This is a genomic window from Cellulophaga baltica (genome assembly GCF_900102165.1).
GTDB classification, from domain to species: Bacteria; Bacteroidota; Bacteroidia; order Flavobacteriales; family Flavobacteriaceae; genus Cellulophaga; species Cellulophaga baltica.
Window position 1 is genome coordinate 303,804 of record NZ_FNBD01000002.1, and the last position, 15,969, is coordinate 319,772.

The following is a 15,969-nucleotide window of genomic DNA, read 5'->3' on the forward strand; positions in this document are numbered from 1 at the left end:
CGTTGATTATGGGAGAAAAAGAGTATTACGTTATCCGAAAATTGGCTGTGCGTTACTCCCATAATAAAATGGTTATATCGGGTTTTTAGGCTTTTTCTTAAAAAGAATGTCGAACACAGTCAAGGACAGCCTATAGAAATAGGGAAATGAACCTCTTTGTAATGATGTACAAACCGTGTTTTGCATTCGCTTTTTTGCTTAAAAGTGATACATGCAATACTTCAAAAAACAATGCTGAGAAAATAGTGAGTATAAAACCTTTGAAAATTATAAAGGCATGGAACTCAGCTTACTGTATCAGAGGTACTGGTATACCGAGGAACAATAAGTGAGCCCACGCCCTAAGACGTGAGCATCTTACTCATCCTCTCGTTCCTATAAAATTACCAGTTTTCTGATACGAGATTCAAAGCGAATGCTTCAATATTTTATTTGAAGAATCGCAAATTTAATATTACTGGAGCTAATATAATAATAAAAAATGAATTGTGGGTTAATAAGCCCACAATATTTTTTTAGAATTTAACCAATTTGCTTATCTATGGTTAATCAAACAAACAAAGTTCAATTTCAACTTTTATTTGGTAAAAGAATTAAAGAGCTACGTAAAATGAGAAGCTTAAGTTTAAGGCAACTTTCTCAAAGATGTAATTTAGATTATAGTGATATTGCTAAATATGAAAAAGGAGAAGTTAATATTCAATTATCAACCATATATGAATTAGCAAAAGGATTCCAAATACCTCCTAGGGATTTATTTGATTTCAATTTTGAGATAGATAAAGATTTCTAAATACCTTTGGGATTTTCAATTTTGCTTACTTGAAAAGTATCAATAATCAAATATGTAGCTATATTACAATGGAATGGTTGCACTCTTGGCTAAAAGAAGGAAAGTCTCAAAACTCTTTCACTATTACGCATGATATTGATGAAAGTACAATTCGTAAAATTAAAGGAGAGAAAGAGTATCGTATTCCAGTGGAAACATTAATCAAAATCTGCGAAGCGAGAAATATAAAACTTTCCGAGTTTTTCAAATTAATTGGCTATTAATAGCACTCCAATATAGTTTTACTATCGAAATGCCATTATTTGCCAGCTTTAATTTGCCTGTTATCTTTCATGGCAATGACCGTCACTTTGTTCTTTTGAAGAATGTAATAAACGGTAGTGTTTGTATGAATAATAGCTTTTCTTAAATTATTTTGACTTTTAGATTCGGTATATAAGGTAGGAAAATTAGAAACTGCCATTTCAAATTGTCCAAGTACACTTTCAAAATTAGAAAGCTCTTTCTTTGAAAATTTTGACAATAAATACTTTTTAATGGCAATGGCGTTAAGCAAAGAACGCCTTGTCCATTCCACCTGATACGATTTATCCATTTGATAATTCATTCCAGAACTCACTGGACTTCATAGTTTCCCCTTGTTGATAATCTCTTATACCACTAAGAATATTGACTCTCTCACTTTCAGTGATTTCTTGCCACCAGTCCTTAGATTTTCCCTCACTTGATAATTTTAGGGAACTAAGTAATCCTAAAATCGAATCATCCTCCAAAGACTGAATCCAGCCTACCAGCTCCTTTTTAGTTTTATTTAATTCTGATGTACTCATGGTATTAGTTTAAAGCAAAATTACAAAAACTAGAAATGTTTTTTTACTATTCACTTTAAATATGTGATTTTTTAAAATAGCATAACTTCTCTTATGACCCTTGTCCATTATATCCTTCTTTTTAGCGCATTACGCAGTGAATATTGACTTTGCTTCCTCATAAATTCGCTCAAAATTGGCTTCCAAATCCGCCCGGGAAAACTGCCTAATTTTATTAGGAAGCTCTCTTTTAATATTCTGTAACTTAAATTGTACCTTTTTATCCTTTCCATCGGCATAGGTAATAAACTCACCTTGCTTTAAGCGAAAGAACACATCAGCTCTAATCTTAGGAATCTCTTTTTCTCCAGTAGTTACCCGTGTATCAAAATCTAAATTGTATCCTCGACTCACGCTTTTAGTGGGGTCTTTGATAATCTCAAAAAATCGTTCATAATATTTAGCGGTGTCAGGGTCATTGACTTTTCCGAAAAACTGATAAGAAAGGTTGCTCAATATCGCCTTACTTGCTTTATCACCATACATCATATCGTTTTGAATCTTGTCTTGCATTACATAAATGGTTGCAATGACAGGCGAATACGAAGTTTCAAATTTCGGGTTGTTGACAATTGAAATTACCGTAGGATTGTCTTTATGATTGATGTTTAAAGGCACTTCATCTTCCGACAAAGCCATGAAGATTCGTTGTGTACTAATGCGTTTAAGCGCATTGGCCAAGGTACTCTTTACACCTGCCGTTTGTCGCTCAGAATCCTTTCCACTAATAAAAGCATCTGCCATAGCTCTTGAGGTCGTATTCGTTTCCAAAAACTGAATAAGGCTGTTCGTGTCCAAATATTGATAAATGGCTATTAAATGTGGCAAGGTACAGAACTGTGGATAGGTAGTTTTTAGTTTCCAAATCAAACCACCAATTAAACCTTCAGCAGCATCATTAAAAAATTTAGATGTTCCGGTTGTTCCAGATTCTCTTTGCTCTAAAAGGTTTTCAATCAATACCCGAGAAACCTCGTTTACACTCTCCTCGTTCTCTAAATACAGAGGAGCAATAGGATTTACTCGATGAATAATTTTATCGAAGGAAATGACCTTAAAAGGGATATCCCCATCTTTAAAAAGTGGATACGCCATTTCAGTCAATTCAAAATCTTTGTAATCATGAATAATGCCACAAAATCCTTCTTTCTGAAAGTGCTTCAAAAATCCATAAACTACGCTTTCGGTCTTGCCACTTCCTGCAGAACCTATGACCGATGCACCACGTTTAATGTTCTCCAATTTGAAGTTTCCTTTGGTCGTCGCAAAGTTGACCTGATATTTGGTATTGCCATTTTTTGGATTTTCGGTTTTATGCATAAAAACATACAGCCCAATATTTAATAGCATCAATGGACAACCCAAATAGAGTAATCGTAAAACTAACGCTGATTCCGTAGGTATATAAAAGACCAATAGGGCTAAAAGCATGGCGTTAATGGCGAAAGCATATTTCGTTATGCGAAACATTCCATAGAAAACCGTACTGGTCAAACCAATAATCAAAAGCACCGTTAAAAGATTGTCTAGTGGCATATTTCTAAATTAGATTCCGATGGAACTCGATTTTATGGCCACTTCCACTCCCCTTCTAAGCCTTTTTACTAATTTCATGGCCAGTTGTGCTTGTGTAACAGGTATACTCGGTACCATTGGAATGCCCGCTTTGCCCATTATTTTGAACGCCAAAGCTTTTTCATTGGTGGGTAATTTCATAAGGGATGTGAAATAGACTTTTGGATTTTTTATAAACTCCTTTCGCGCGGTATAGGTTTCCGCAAAGTTTCTTTGGTAGTCAAAAGTTTTATCAAAGGTTTTCTCTGCCTTCTCAAAAAATTGATCCCGATTAAAACCACGCTTTACGTTTTTACCATGCATCTCCACTTCTGAGGCTTTGTGTTTACTTCCTGGTGAAAGACTAAAGGTATTCGAAGCATCCTTCCGACTCACGATGATATGAATATGGCTCTGGTTACCTGCCTTTGGCATTCCTTGTACGATTCGTTTATTATTTTCCTGATGCGGTGCTTCCTTTTCTAATCTTTCAATTTGGATTTTCATTTCTTTAATATTTCCACCGCTTCTCCCCTCCTGGATATTTCGGATTTCGGATTTGAGTTGAAGGATTTTGGTGGCATAGGGTTGATTTTCTTTAACCTCTCTATCCGTGCCTTTGAAGGTTCGCTGGTGTTCTATTTTTGCATAGTATTTTATATCATTGATGTTCACTAGTCGTCCGTTGATTTCACGATTGAAAGACGCCACGTAATCCTTCATCAGCTCACGTGTGTACTTTTTTAAATCTTCACTGCTGTTCTGTAATCTGTTCAATTCATATTTAGAAGGACTCACGGTAATGGAATAAAACTTCGGTTCGGTTTTTTTGAGTTTTGCCCCATTTCCATCGATATCTTTTACCACTTCTTCGGCTGAAATTTCATCGCCATATTGGTTAAAAAAGTGTTCCATTTCTTCTTGTTCTAAGTTTTGATTTTCCTTCTCCAGATAGCCCACAAAATCTGCTGAACTTTGTGAATAGCTGCCGCCTAATTTTTGGGGTGTTATGGTGATGTACATAGCGCAAAAATTTAAACTTCAGGGTTGGGATTTTGCTTTTCTTGAAAGCGGACTGCCTTTTTTTCCTCTTGAAATTTCTTCTCTAGAATCAACGGTTTTTTTGTAAGTATCTCGGTTTGAAAAAGTGATTCTATCATGGCGACAGTTGGCTTGGTTTGGGTTTTCTCCATATCGCGCATAATGGCAATAACCGCATTGATTCTTTTCAAGAGTTTAGCTTCGATGGTTCGCCCTGTCGGACCTAATTTTTCCTTTGGTGAAATCTCGTTGTAGAAGAAAAAATCGAGCATTGTTGCCATTGCCTCGCTATGTGATTTGAAATGTGTTCTTGAAAATTGCTGGAAACGCTTGGCGGTTTCCTTTTTAAATCTAATTCCGATAAATGAGTCCATAATTCGCCGATTTGTCGCAAATTCTTTCCTAAAAATGGGCGTTTACAAGGCTTTTGTCGCAAATTGCAGCAGGGTAATAAATTACACTATTTTCAAACTACTGTTAATCAGTGTTTTAAAAACAAAAAGGAGCTCTAAACATCGCGTAGCGTGTTACCCTCTTGCTACTCCTTTTCGTTCGCCCCAGGCGAACAAAATTTCATACAATCTGGCTCAAAAGCCAATTGCCATTTTAGGAAAATAATTTTCCGATATGTTATTTTTCGATGGGTACGGTTATCGGCGAAAGTCGAAAAGTGGATAACCCTACTTTAATTTGTATGCTGAATTTCAGCGAAATAAAGATACGTTTTTTTATTGAACTGGAATTGAATATATAAAAAAACACCTCTAAAATTTAGAGGTGCTTGTTTCTTATTTCAAAAAAATTAAATATTGAAAATGAATTTATAAGAGTATAAATTTCGCATCGCCTCTTCTTCAATCATCGTTTCCAACAAGTGTAATTTTCAGTTACGTATTTTCGAAGACTATCGCCAAATTTTTGTTCCACATCTTTTTTAGAAGCTGTTAAAATTCGGTTTTAAGCTTCTTCGTTTAGGTCTGTAAAATTGAGATATACCATGACCAACTTTTTTAATATTCGCTAGGTAACATTAGTGTATCATTTACAAAAAATAAACGCAGTTCATCGAGTGGAAAATCAGTTGTGCTATATTGGTGTTTTTCTAAAATAGTATTGTTTCCATCGGTATAAATAATTTCAGCTTCATAACCCGAAATTTCTTGCTTTTCCTTTGACAATCTTTTAAAGTCTATGGTGATAAATTCACTTCTATTAATCAGACTTTTTGCAATTACTGATGTGTCCGTAATCAGCCAAAAACAATCTGCTACATTTGCGAGGTATTTCAATCCGTCAGTAAAACGTGTTCTTAATAATGGGATTTGGTAGAACATTTCAGTTCCATGAAAATGTTGTAATCCTTCTTTTATTTCGTTTCTTTGCTTTGTCATTGTTTACTGTTTATAGGGTTAATAATGAATATTAAAAAAGGGCGTATCCCCGAAAACTCGGGACGGGGTCGCCCTTTTAAATTCTAAGATAATTACTTGCCGTTTGCAGTGCCTAGTAAAAGTATTTCTCTAGCTTCCACTTCGGTCACATAGCGATTACTTCCTTCATCGGTAGTATAGTTTCGGGTTCTAAGTTTACCTGTAACGGCTAACTCTTTACCTTTAATTACAAATTTTTCGACGATTTCAGCAGTTTTACCCCAAGCTACAATGGTGTGCCAATCTGTAAAACTTCTGAAACTTAAACTTATCAAACCAATTGTATCGAGCACCTTAACATCGTTAATTGGTTCCAAACTTTGATAATCAAAGGAGATAAAATCCGGATAATTAATATATATGGCCGGTTTAGGGCTATTCCCAGAAATAACAAAAGAAATCTTCTCATTGCCCGTAATCGATTGGTAATCCTCCAAAGTCTGAACAATAGCATCCAAAGAAGTAGTTGCATCCGATTTTACATCTATCAATACTTGCAATGTTCTATCGAACATTAAACCGAGTTCCAATGATTCTTTAAGCGGATCTCGATACAAACGCTCAAGTGTACGTTCCTGCAAAATATGTTCCTTTTCACGAGCGACAATCAATTGACCATCAATCATAAAAAACGTTGGCCTCTACCATAGAGACCCCCGCAGAAAAAGCTTTCCAAAACGGTACCTCCTGCTCGTAATCATTGTGGGAATGCACTTTATATGATTGTGCATTAACTGTAAACATCCCTAGAATAAAAAGAAATAGACCCATACGAATTTTTGATTTCATAAAACAAGATAATTAAATATAACCTATGATGAACCTAAGCAAAGCTGGTGAGTACTCATTTATTAGAGTACAAATATTGAATCTAAAAGTCACAACCGTTTTTAATTAAGTTTAAATTGTTAGTATTATATTCATACATATCTTAAAAATCATTGCCAGATGAACAACTTTTTTTGTCTATTTTTGATTACGACTAAAACAACCATGATAGAGAACATTCGATCCATGTTCAGTAAAATGAACGATAAAACACGTCAAGAAGCCTTGGATTGCTTAATGGCTGAATTTAATCAGGAGAGTAACAAATTCCTTCGACAAAATTGGATCATTGGAGGTAGAATCCCAGAAGAATATCAAGAAAAAATAGTGCACATTTTTCAAAATCTTTTACGCACCCAAATCTACAGGGTCAATGAAATTAAAGTGAATTTCTAATTTACACCGATTTCTTATTTTCAAGAATATCCCCTATTTCAATCTTGAGGTCGACACCACTCAACTGTAAAGCGAAAGAGCGGTCGATTAAATACTTCAGCAAAGTTGACCCTTGTATGGCGCTCAATCCATCTGAATGTATGTTCGAGATACAATTACGGCGTTCATCCGTTAACCCAAGTTTAGGTTTATAGGTAGTATAGACACCCATACTTTCCGGTGAGGAAAGTCCGGGACGCTCCCCAAGTAATACAGCTACAAAATCGGCTCGATACAGTTCTGCCACCTCGTCACCAATAGCGACCCTACCTTGTTCTACCAAAGCAATCGCAACTTTATATTTTTTCGTTATACCTAATAAGATAATCCCTAAAACTTCAAAGGCATATTTGTTTACCGCCGTGGCCGAAAGTCCATCGGTTATTACAAAAACGATATCCGCCTTCCCAAAATCGATACTGTTGGAACTCAAATCCAAACGGCGACCTAAATCGGGGCGCTTCAAATACTCTAACCTATCATGGGCTTTACTTTTAAAAACCTGACAAGGAATATTTAATTCCTCACAGTTTTTTTTTAGGCCCTCGATATCCAATTTGGTGACTATCGCATCCTTTGCCAAGGCATGTGCATGTTTGAGAGCAAGCACTACGGTTAATGGTAAACCTGTACCCACATTCCCCAATGCTACCCTAGCTTTGGTAAATTGCTTTAGCTTATGCCATTGGTCCGGTAATTCAATTTTATCACTCATAAATTCGCTAAGAGTTTATGGTTTTCACCAATATTAAGTTTACTTCCCTTTTCATCCATAATACCCATTTTCAATAACCAGGCTTCAAACTCCGGTGCTGGTTTTTTACCCAATACCTTTCTCAAGTACAGGGCATCGTGGAAGGAGGTAGATTGATAATTCAACATAATATCGTCCGTTCCCGGCACACCCATAAAGAAATTGCATCCAGCAACGCCCAAAAGTGTAAGTAAATTATCCATATCATCTTGATCCGCATCGGCATGGTTGGTATAACAAACGTCCATTCCCATGGGTAGTCCCATCACCTTGGCGCAAAAATGGTCTTCCAATCCTGCACGCGTAATCTGCTTTCCATTGAATAAATATTCCGGACCTATAAAACCTACGACTGAATTTACCAATAAAGGATCGAACTGTCTGGCAACCGCATAAGCCCTGGCTTCCATCGTTTGCTGATCCACCCCATGATGTGAATTTGCCGATAAGGCCGAACCTTGTCCTGTTTCAAAGTACATACATTGATTACCTACTGTTCCTCGTCCCAATGCCAACGTAGCTTCATGCGCTTCCTTCAACATATTCAAATTGATACCGAAAGAGCTATTCGCCTTTTGTGATCCAGTAATGGACTGAAAAACCAAATCTACCGGGGCCTTTTCCATAATCTGAAGAGCAGAGGTTACATGGCACAGTACACAGCTTTGGGTAGGAATCTCGTATTTTAAACGCAAATCCTCCAACATATTGAGTAGATTGATGGTCACATCTGGACTATCCGTTGCGGGATTGATGCCAATAACCGCATCGCCACAGCCATATAATAAACCATCAATGGTGCTGGCCAAAATCCCCTTTAAATCGTCAGTAGGATGATTGGGCTGTAAACGTACCGATACATGTCCCTTTAAGCCTAAAGTATTTCTGAACTTAGTGACGACCTCAATTTTTGAGGTTACAGCAATCAAATCTTGGTTTCGCATTAATTTGGAAACTGCTGCTACCATTTCAGGCGTTAGCGCATTTTTGATTACGGCTATATTTTGACCTTCTGTTGCATCTTGTAAGAACCAATCCCTTAAATCGCCCACCGTAAAATGGGAGATTTGTTCAAAGGCTTTGGCATCGTGGGTGTTCAAAATCAATCGGGTGACCTCATCTATTTCGTAAGGAACTATGGCTTCGTTCAAAAAAACGGTTAGCGGTAATTCACTCAGTACATACTGGGCTGCTATGCGTTCTGCATTCGTAGATGCCGCCAAACCCGCCAAAACATCCCCGGATCGGTGCGAACTTGCTTTTGCCATGACGGACTTCAAATCATTAAAACGATAATTCTCGCCTCCCAATGTAAATCGATATGCCATTTTAGTTCCTTCGGATTAAGAATACATAGACCAAACTACAAGCAATGAAAATGATAAAAGCCTGAAATTGTAAATACGCAAATGCGCCTATACAAATCAGGGAAATTAAAACTGCCACACAGGCATTAAAGGCTGAAAAATTGGGATTAAAATCAGTGTGTCTGTATAAAAGATTTTCAGAAGTTGTTAATGTAATTACGGAATCCATTTTTCGTAATTTCAAAAGAGAAGCACTAACCACCAAATACATACACACTGCACCAAAAACAGAAACTTCTATTAAAAATCCGGTTTGGCTACTCCAGATGGCTATTAAGCTAAACAGAAAAACCAGACTGGAAGCTAGAACCCTTTTTGAAATCTTTTTATTCTTTACGACCGGCAACAAAGGTTCCAGTTGGGTCGTAGCCGCAAAAGCGATACCCTGCAAGGAGGCGATGAGCCCGAACAATCCAATAAACGTAAACAATTGCACCAAGAAATTTTCCTTGCCCAGTATCAAAGCCATGGAAGCCGGCATAGGGTGATTTTCTTCCAATATCCCTAAACTCTCTGGTAAACTCCAATCGATCCCGCCTGCAGCTAAAACAAGGACCAACAAGGCAAGTGTCAGTAACGTAAAAAAAGCCAAATTATAGCCTCGAGTTATAGTTTTCCGGAATCCTATTCGGTCTATATTGTTGGTCATTAGCGATATACCCTCAATGGCCAAAAACAACCATACCGCATAGGGAATTGCAGCAACAAAGCCTTGCAAGTCCAAACTTCCCACTCCTGAATTTGCAAAATTATCAAACTTAAAAGAGCTCAAAACAGCGCCCTGAAAAAGAAATAATTCCGCTATCGCCAATAAGGTCAATACCACTAAAAAACGCACTCCAATATGCATTTCAAAAAGATTGATGATAGAAAAAAACAACAGAAAACCTGTGGCTATCCAAGGCGACATAGGTAAATCGTATACTAAAAACCCGAGGTATTCCCCCAAAGAACTAGCTATTGCGGGTGTGGCGAACAAAAATTCAAACAGGATGGCCAAGCCTATAAAATTTCCCCATTTTTTACCAAAGGCCTTTTCAACATAGGTATGTGGCCCGGTAGCCATTGGATAAACACAAGCCAATTCGATTAAATTTTGAACCAATCCAAAATACATCAAAGCTGCAACCGCAACCGGCACAAAAAACCATAAGGGACCGGTTATGGCCCAACCTAAGTTCCACCCAAAGGATTCCCCAGAAATCACCATGCCAACGCCAATGGCCCAAATAGCAAAAACCCCTAATTTTTTTGAACTCATTTTTTCTTCTGTGACCTTCATACCTTTTTATTAAAGAGAATTACGAAAACCGAATCCTTAAAAATAAAATATATTACTTCTTATCCACTACGTTAACCGTTTATTTATAAGAAATTGACAAAGAAGTTCGAATTCATTAAAAATCAAGCTGTTTTTATTGTAACCATTTAATATTTAGGAAACTCTTAGGACATTTCAATAGTGGATAAAATGCAAAAAAATAACCGATACATGAGACAAAATGTACCGGTTATCCAACTAACTCAAACTATAGGCAAAGATGCGTTCATTTATTAAATTCAAGTTTAATTAAATATCAAGGAAACTTTAAATTCAAAGCTTTTCCGGGCATCGTTTTAGAGTCAGCTTTCAAATTCAATATTCCCATAATCGTAGGTGCAATTTGATTGGTATACAGTTGATCGTCGTTGGCCTCTCCCGTAGGTTTTACATCAGGACCTAAAATAGCGATCCAGGTTTGATTCGCTCCTGCTACATCGGTTCCGTGACCTGTCCATTTAGAACCTACTTCAGTCCCCTCACCTCTACCGTGATCGGTAGTAATAATAAAATAGGTATTATCCTTATAAAAAGAATCGTTCTGTACATAGTTCCATAAATCCTCGATCAAAGCATCTGTGTTACGCATTGATTTTGTGTAGAAATCAAATAGACCCCCATGAGCAAAATCATCAGTTTCCCCATAGGAGATATAGACCAATTCCGGATGGTTCTTTTTAATGAATTCCTTGGCAAAATGATGGGTAAATACATCTAACCGCACACTCTCCCAAATTACTGGTGCTTGACGTTGAATTTCGTTTAGAAACTGTTCTTTTTCATTTAAATCGCCTGTGGCATCCATATATCCTGCATTTACTGGAACGCCACTGCGCTTATCGTTTATGATGAAAGGAAAAACATCCCAACTACCAAAGGCGGCTACCTTACCTTTATACTCCTTGCTATTATTTGCAAGTTCCAACAAGGTGATATTCTTATTATAGATTTTGTCATTGCTATTGATGTTCACATCATCCGCTTTCCCCGTCAAAATCTCGTTATAGCCAGGATACGAAAAGGCCATGGTATTGGTCAAATTGACTTTACTTCCCCTATTTCTATTACCGTGTAATTGTCCTTCCTTGGCAATGGTATTCCAAAAGAAAGGCATTAATAAGGTTCTGTTCTCCTCCTCTGAATTGCCTACAAATTTTTCTTTTAGCAAATTTTTATCTTGTGCATAAGGACTGTTCAACAACACCGTGTCTATTCCCGTAAAAACGTCTTGCCACCTTACCCCGTCTAAAGTGATCAAAAATATTTTTGGTTTTTTGTCCTGTTGGGCCATTATAGCTGACGAAGTCAGCAATAGCATAAGAAGTGAAATTTTTAATACTGTTTTCATAGGTTCTAATTTTTAGTTTTAAATGTTTGTATGGTGGACCAATCGCTCCAGTTTAAATGTTGATCACGGTAGCGTACCCTCCAAAAATAGGTGGTATTGGGTTGTAATCTTTTAGTTGGCTCATCCGTTAGGTCATACCCCTTTTGACGGTTTTCTAGGTAATACCAGTTTTCAGACTGTTTCCAACTATCTTGAACTACGGCAGAGAAATCTTCAGTGGTGGAAATTTGCCAGTTGGAAGCCGCATGATAAGCATCATTAAATGTACTTTCAAACGGACTCGCCTTTAACAAAACTCCATCAAAATCAATAATCTCATTTATTGGAAAAATAGGCTTTGGCACTTCTGGAGAATGCTTATTCGCGTAAATGGTAATTTCATCTGTTTGTTCGTTCTCCCTGAAGATATCCTCATTACCACGGCTAATTCTTTTTATAGTGAATTTAGGATTTTGCTTGCTACCATCGACTTCGACCATTACAAAACCATATTCATCCTGTGTTACGGTAAACTCGTCATAATCCCTGCCTTCAAATTCACCCCAATTATCAATAGCGCCACCAGCGGTCGCTACATTGATCCATAAATGTTTATGATCTTTTGATTGCCCACGAGAATAGCCATGTGTATGTCCGAAGAAATGTAAACTGGGCTTTCCAGTCTCGGTCGTGAAATTTTCCAGCATTTTCACCACTTTTCCGGTAGATGCTTCCTCTCCAGGTATCCATAATTCCGATTTATGCGGATGATGCAATTGCGCGAAAACAAAATCGATATCCTCATTTTTGGCCGTTTCTTCCAAAACTTTCTCTAGCCAAACATATTGCTCCCCAATATCCCTGTACCCTTCGTTAGAATTTAATCCGATTATACGCGTATTCCCATAATCCTTATACCACCAATGCTCGGCATAAGCAGGTGTGCCGTTCTTTGGTAAACTGAAATACTTAAAATAAAAAGTGGAATTCCCCTCATGATTTCCTAGTACAGGATACACCGGAACTTCTGAAAATAATTGCTGGGCAGGGCTGAAAAAATCATTTTGCCACTGCTCGTAGGTAGAACCCCGCTGTACCAAATCTCCGGGAATCATGACCAAGGCTAAATCATCTGGCAGATTATTGCCGTATTCCTGTTTTAAATACGGGATGATTCCTTTATTTACAATTTCCATGAATTTATCGGGGTTTTGATTATCCTTCTGCATATCGCTCATCGCCAAAAGATTGAACGACTTATGATCGCTCGCAAAGGGAGGTGTTTTAAACTGAAAAATATCGGATACCAATTTCCCTGTCCGCACCCTATAATAGTAGTTCGTAAACCGTTTAAGACCGGTAAGATTTACCTCATGAATACGAGTATCCGTAAAATTGACATCTTCTGCCCTACCGTTTTGCTTTTTACCTAACGTAGTGGTTTCCCCATATTCTACTATACTTTCTTCACCCATGGTGGTTTCCCACATAATGGTCATTTCATTGGGATTGGCATTTTGTAAATACGGCTGTACCAAAAATAAGGTTTCCTTGTCTTGGGCTAAACCTAGTGTGGTGAGCATACTACTCAAAAAACTAAAAATAATTTTATTTCTCATTGGTTCTGTTTAATTACAGACATTGGCTATTGCCCTGTCTAAAATATTGACTGCTTGTTTTAATTCCTCTTTAGAAATAGTCAAGGTCGGGGCCAGTTGAAGCACATTACCTGCTGAAACCTTAAAACTTAATCCATTTCTTAAGCATTCGTACATGACTTTTTCTGCCTCATTAATTGCCTTTTCCTTCGTATTTCTGCTCGTTACCAATTCAATGCCCCATAGCAATCCTCTACCTCTAATATCACCTATAATTTCATACTTATCCCTAAGAACGGACATGTCCGAGCACATCTCTACAGAATCACTGGTTACTTTTTGAAGAATTTTTTCTTCTTCCAAAATCTCCAAAGTGGTTAATCCCGCCATTGCGCCTAAAGGACTTTTCTCATGGGTATAGTGGCCTAGGGAGATATCCGGGAATTTATTATAGCTGTCTCGTGTCACAATAGCTGCTTGTGGTATGATACCTCCACCCAATCCCTTTCCCAAACAAAGAATATCCGGTTCAATACCATAATGCTCAAAAGCAAACATTCTACCGGTACGGCCCAATGCAATAGGTATTTCATCTAAAATTAGAACTACGCCGTATTTGTCGCAAAGGGCACGGGCGGACACCCAAAATTGCTTAGAAGGTAATTGTACATCTGTATTACGGACTGTTTCTGCCATAAAAGCACCAATATCACCTTCTTTGGAAAACACATATTCCAAATGCTCCAAGCATTTGGCTTCGTTCCCTTCAAAAATTCCTCGATAGGTAACCGGCGGTGGTATGCGTTCCACACCAGGCATCATTGGCCCCATATATTCTCGAAATATCGCTTCCCCTCCAACACTTATGGCATCTAATGACGCTCCATGGAAAGAATCCCAAAAAGAAACTACCTTAAATTTACCGGTGATGGCGCGCGCCAATTTTAATGCGATACCAATGGCTGAACTACCGTTAGGGCTCATTAAAACCCGATTTAAATCAGACGGAAGTAAGGACGCCAATTTCTCCGCAAAGTTAATGGCGGTTTCATTGGTATATCGTCGGGTACTAAAGGTCAAACCCTGTAATTGTTCTGTTAAGCGTTGCACCAATTTTGGATGTGAAAACCCTAATTGATGCACGTTGTTACCATGAAAATCTAAATATTTCTTGCCAGATATATTTTCGATATAAGCTCCGTTGCAATCGCCCAACACATCTAAACAAGGAGTGGATAACGCTTGATGGAAGAAATAACGGGCATCTTTTTTAAGTAATTTTTTCGTTTTTGCATCAGTAATACCTGCTTCCCATTCCTGTCTGGCCGGAGTGCCATTGATATCGCCTTCTGTGCTTTTGTTCTGATTATGTCCTTTAAATGCGTCCTTATCTTGATTCATAGGGTCCATATTTAGCTTTAATTTCCCGTTCTTCGGATGCGTCATTCAATATATAAATCTCAAACGAGTCTCCCTTAGGATGCACACGTAAAACAATATGTCCGTTCTGACTTTTGTATTGATTTAAGCGACCACCAATTACATCCTTCAGTGGTTGTAGCATTACGGTAGAAAAAATATCCCGTTCTCCAGGATACAGTTTTTCAGAGGTTATTCTTCTAAGTACCTCTTCGCCGGGGTGATCGGACGACCAATTTTGTTGAATCCATACCCGTGGGCGAATTGTACGTACATAATCCAAATTTTGGGAATCACGATTCCCATGATGATTTAATGTAGCAACATCCACCGGACCTATGATAGGAGCAATTTGTGATTCTACAGAATTCATATCTGTACCTCCATATTCATCTATACCACTAATATCGCCACCCGTAAAGTAGTCAAACTCTCCATAACTTATTTTCAAACAAATGCTTAATGGGTTTTCTCCCGGATATTCCCCTGGCTTCAATAGTGCTAAGGTATCGGAATGAACTCCGGTCCAAACCGTGCCGCTTACGGCTATATTTTGTACTGAAAAATCCGGATAAGTCTGCGGATTATATACCAAGCTAATCTGATTTTTTTTACCAGAAATGACCTTTTCATGAACTAATCCGATTTTTTCGTGCTGATATTCCAAAAAGCTCCAGTAATTTTTTAGGGTAGGAATCATTCCATAAGCATCTCTTTTAAAACGGTCTTGGTTTTGGATAGTTTCACTTGTAAAGTCAATTGGATATGAAAAGCCACGATCGAGCATTTTTTTAATAGGAACAAAATGACCTACTTCCGTAATACCCGTCAGATAAAAGTCTCCTTCCATTGCTTTTGGCCTAAGACTGTCCAACTCCCCAAAATGATCATCATGGTAGTGCGTAATCAAGGCATAGTTCAATTCCTTATTATTTTCCTTCGGAAAAAATTGTTCAATATAATCCACAATCCAACCCGCCGCAGATTTACTAGCATTAGGCATTCGTTTTGCATTCCGAACAGATAAGGTCCGCGGATGAGTATCTGACATATCACCTGCATCGATCAACAAGGTAGTGCCATCGGGTAAAATGGCAAAAGCGGCATCTCCCCTACCGGTGTTGATGTGGTGAATATCCAACATACCAAGTTTCCATGGCGGTAACTGCTCGTCCGTTGTTTGCGAAAGACAAGCAGTCATCATACCAAGCAACAAAATTAAAATCAAACTGT

Annotated in this window: 16 protein-coding genes and 1 pseudogene; 2 read left to right on the forward strand and 15 right to left on the reverse strand. The window is 37.8% G+C overall.

The features are described from left to right. Window positions 1–541 precede the first annotated feature (541 nt). Both BLQ19_RS04405 and BLQ19_RS04410 read left to right on the forward strand, forming a co-directional pair. Window positions 542–793, forward strand: coding sequence for a helix-turn-helix domain-containing protein (locus BLQ19_RS04405; RefSeq protein WP_074537527.1), 252 nt, complete (start codon window positions 542–544; stop codon window positions 791–793). A 68-nt stretch (window positions 794–861) separates the two neighbouring features. Continuing rightward, complete coding sequence (locus BLQ19_RS04410; RefSeq protein ID WP_074537528.1) at window positions 862–1,056, forward strand: helix-turn-helix domain-containing protein; 195 nt, start codon at window positions 862–864, stop codon at window positions 1,054–1,056. A 35-nt stretch (window positions 1,057–1,091) separates the two neighbouring features. Here the strand turns inward: BLQ19_RS04410 and BLQ19_RS04415 are convergent, their stop codons facing one another. The 15 genes and pseudogenes from BLQ19_RS04415 to BLQ19_RS04490 form a co-directional block, all read right to left on the reverse strand. Continuing rightward, the gene (locus BLQ19_RS04415) at window positions 1,092–1,400 is read right to left on the reverse strand and encodes a hypothetical protein (protein WP_074537529.1); all 309 of its coding nucleotides are present in this window, start codon (window positions 1,398–1,400) and stop codon (window positions 1,092–1,094) included. Further along, a complete protein-coding gene (locus tag BLQ19_RS04420; RefSeq protein WP_074537530.1) occupies window positions 1,381–1,623 on the reverse strand; it encodes a hypothetical protein in 243 nt (80 codons plus the stop codon). Before BLQ19_RS04420 ends, BLQ19_RS04415 begins: the two co-directional genes overlap by 20 nt. Before the next feature lie 129 nt (window positions 1,624–1,752). Further along, complete coding sequence (locus BLQ19_RS04425) at window positions 1,753–3,198, reverse strand: type IV secretory system conjugative DNA transfer family protein (protein ID WP_074537531.1); 1,446 nt, start codon at window positions 3,196–3,198, stop codon at window positions 1,753–1,755. 9 nt (window positions 3,199–3,207) lie between these two features. After that, window positions 3,208–4,239: a MobB family relaxase gene (mobB, locus tag BLQ19_RS04430; protein ID WP_074537532.1), complete on the reverse strand. Its 1,032-nt coding sequence runs from the start codon at window positions 4,237–4,239 to the stop codon at window positions 3,208–3,210. An 11-nt stretch (window positions 4,240–4,250) separates the two neighbouring features. Further along, on the reverse strand, window positions 4,251–4,631 hold the full coding sequence (locus tag BLQ19_RS04435; protein ID WP_074537533.1) for a BfmA/BtgA family mobilization protein: 381 nt from the start codon (window positions 4,629–4,631) through the stop codon (window positions 4,251–4,253). A 636-nt stretch (window positions 4,632–5,267) separates the two neighbouring features. After that, complete coding sequence (locus BLQ19_RS04445) at window positions 5,268–5,648, reverse strand: DUF6876 family protein (protein WP_074537534.1); 381 nt, start codon at window positions 5,646–5,648, stop codon at window positions 5,268–5,270. A gap of 92 nt (window positions 5,649–5,740) precedes the next feature. After that, window positions 5,741–5,935, reverse strand: a pseudogene (locus BLQ19_RS21490) (single-stranded DNA-binding protein); the annotation flags it as partial. A 370-nt stretch (window positions 5,936–6,305) separates the two neighbouring features. Continuing rightward, window positions 6,306–6,476: a hypothetical protein gene (locus BLQ19_RS21190; RefSeq protein WP_175444395.1), complete on the reverse strand. Its 171-nt coding sequence runs from the start codon at window positions 6,474–6,476 to the stop codon at window positions 6,306–6,308. A 436-nt stretch (window positions 6,477–6,912) separates the two neighbouring features. After that, a complete protein-coding gene (gene eutC, locus BLQ19_RS04460) occupies window positions 6,913–7,665 on the reverse strand; it encodes an ethanolamine ammonia-lyase subunit EutC (RefSeq protein ID WP_074537536.1) in 753 nt (250 codons plus the stop codon). Further along, a complete protein-coding gene (locus tag BLQ19_RS04465; RefSeq protein ID WP_074537537.1) occupies window positions 7,662–9,032 on the reverse strand; it encodes an ethanolamine ammonia-lyase subunit EutB in 1,371 nt (456 codons plus the stop codon). Before BLQ19_RS04465 ends, eutC begins: the two co-directional genes overlap by 4 nt. Window position 9,033: 1 nt before the next feature. After that, window positions 9,034–10,353, reverse strand: coding sequence for an amino acid permease (locus BLQ19_RS04470; RefSeq protein WP_074537538.1), 1,320 nt, complete (start codon window positions 10,351–10,353; stop codon window positions 9,034–9,036). A 295-nt stretch (window positions 10,354–10,648) separates the two neighbouring features. Further along, the gene (locus BLQ19_RS04475) at window positions 10,649–11,740 is read right to left on the reverse strand and encodes a sulfatase-like hydrolase/transferase (protein WP_074537539.1); all 1,092 of its coding nucleotides are present in this window, start codon (window positions 11,738–11,740) and stop codon (window positions 10,649–10,651) included. Between the two features lie 5 nt (window positions 11,741–11,745). Continuing rightward, entirely contained in the window at window positions 11,746–13,338 is a 1,593-nt protein-coding gene (locus BLQ19_RS04480) for a purple acid phosphatase family protein (RefSeq protein WP_074537540.1), read from the reverse strand. A 9-nt stretch (window positions 13,339–13,347) separates the two neighbouring features. Then, window positions 13,348–14,727 carry a (R)-1-hydroxy-2-aminoethylphosphonate ammonia-lyase gene (pbfA, locus tag BLQ19_RS04485; RefSeq protein WP_074537541.1) on the reverse strand — a complete coding sequence of 460 codons (1,380 nt, stop codon included), beginning with the start codon at window positions 14,725–14,727 and terminating at the stop codon, window positions 13,348–13,350. Next, window positions 14,705–15,940, reverse strand: coding sequence for a ComEC/Rec2 family competence protein (locus BLQ19_RS04490; protein WP_074537542.1), 1,236 nt, complete (start codon window positions 15,938–15,940; stop codon window positions 14,705–14,707). The genes pbfA and BLQ19_RS04490 overlap by 23 nt, the downstream gene beginning before the upstream one ends. Window positions 15,941–15,969 lie beyond the last annotated feature (29 nt).

What these genes read in the sequence shown, in the direction of transcription:
- BLQ19_RS04405 (WP_074537527.1), top strand. Translation starts at nt 542, where the DNA reads ATGGTTAATCAAACAAACAAAGTTCAATTTCAACTTTTATTTGGTAAA.
- BLQ19_RS04410 (WP_074537528.1), top strand. Translation starts at nt 862, where the DNA reads ATGGAATGGTTGCACTCTTGGCTAAAAGAAGGAAAGTCTCAAAACTCT.
- BLQ19_RS04415 (WP_074537529.1), bottom strand. Translation starts at nt 1,400, where the DNA reads ATGAATTATCAAATGGATAAATCGTATCAGGTGGAATGGACAAGGCGT.
- BLQ19_RS04420 (WP_074537530.1), bottom strand. Translation starts at nt 1,623, where the DNA reads ATGAGTACATCAGAATTAAATAAAACTAAAAAGGAGCTGGTAGGCTGG.
- BLQ19_RS04425 (WP_074537531.1), bottom strand. Translation starts at nt 3,198, where the DNA reads ATGCCACTAGACAATCTTTTAACGGTGCTTTTGATTATTGGTTTGACC.
- mobB (WP_074537532.1), bottom strand. Translation starts at nt 4,239, where the DNA reads ATGTACATCACCATAACACCCCAAAAATTAGGCGGCAGCTATTCACAA.
- BLQ19_RS04435 (WP_074537533.1), bottom strand. Translation starts at nt 4,631, where the DNA reads ATGGACTCATTTATCGGAATTAGATTTAAAAAGGAAACCGCCAAGCGT.
- BLQ19_RS04445 (WP_074537534.1), bottom strand. Translation starts at nt 5,648, where the DNA reads ATGACAAAGCAAAGAAACGAAATAAAAGAAGGATTACAACATTTTCAT.
- BLQ19_RS21190 (WP_175444395.1), bottom strand. Translation starts at nt 6,476, where the DNA reads ATGAAATCAAAAATTCGTATGGGTCTATTTCTTTTTATTCTAGGGATG.
- eutC (WP_074537536.1), bottom strand. Translation starts at nt 7,665, where the DNA reads ATGAGTGATAAAATTGAATTACCGGACCAATGGCATAAGCTAAAGCAA.
- BLQ19_RS04465 (WP_074537537.1), bottom strand. Translation starts at nt 9,032, where the DNA reads ATGGCATATCGATTTACATTGGGAGGCGAGAATTATCGTTTTAATGAT.
- BLQ19_RS04470 (WP_074537538.1), bottom strand. Translation starts at nt 10,353, where the DNA reads ATGAAGGTCACAGAAGAAAAAATGAGTTCAAAAAAATTAGGGGTTTTT.
- BLQ19_RS04475 (WP_074537539.1), bottom strand. Translation starts at nt 11,740, where the DNA reads ATGAAAACAGTATTAAAAATTTCACTTCTTATGCTATTGCTGACTTCG.
- BLQ19_RS04480 (WP_074537540.1), bottom strand. Translation starts at nt 13,338, where the DNA reads ATGAGAAATAAAATTATTTTTAGTTTTTTGAGTAGTATGCTCACCACA.
- pbfA (WP_074537541.1), bottom strand. Translation starts at nt 14,727, where the DNA reads ATGGACCCTATGAATCAAGATAAGGACGCATTTAAAGGACATAATCAG.
- BLQ19_RS04490 (WP_074537542.1), bottom strand. Translation starts at nt 15,940, where the DNA reads ATGATGACTGCTTGTCTTTCGCAAACAACGGACGAGCAGTTACCGCCA.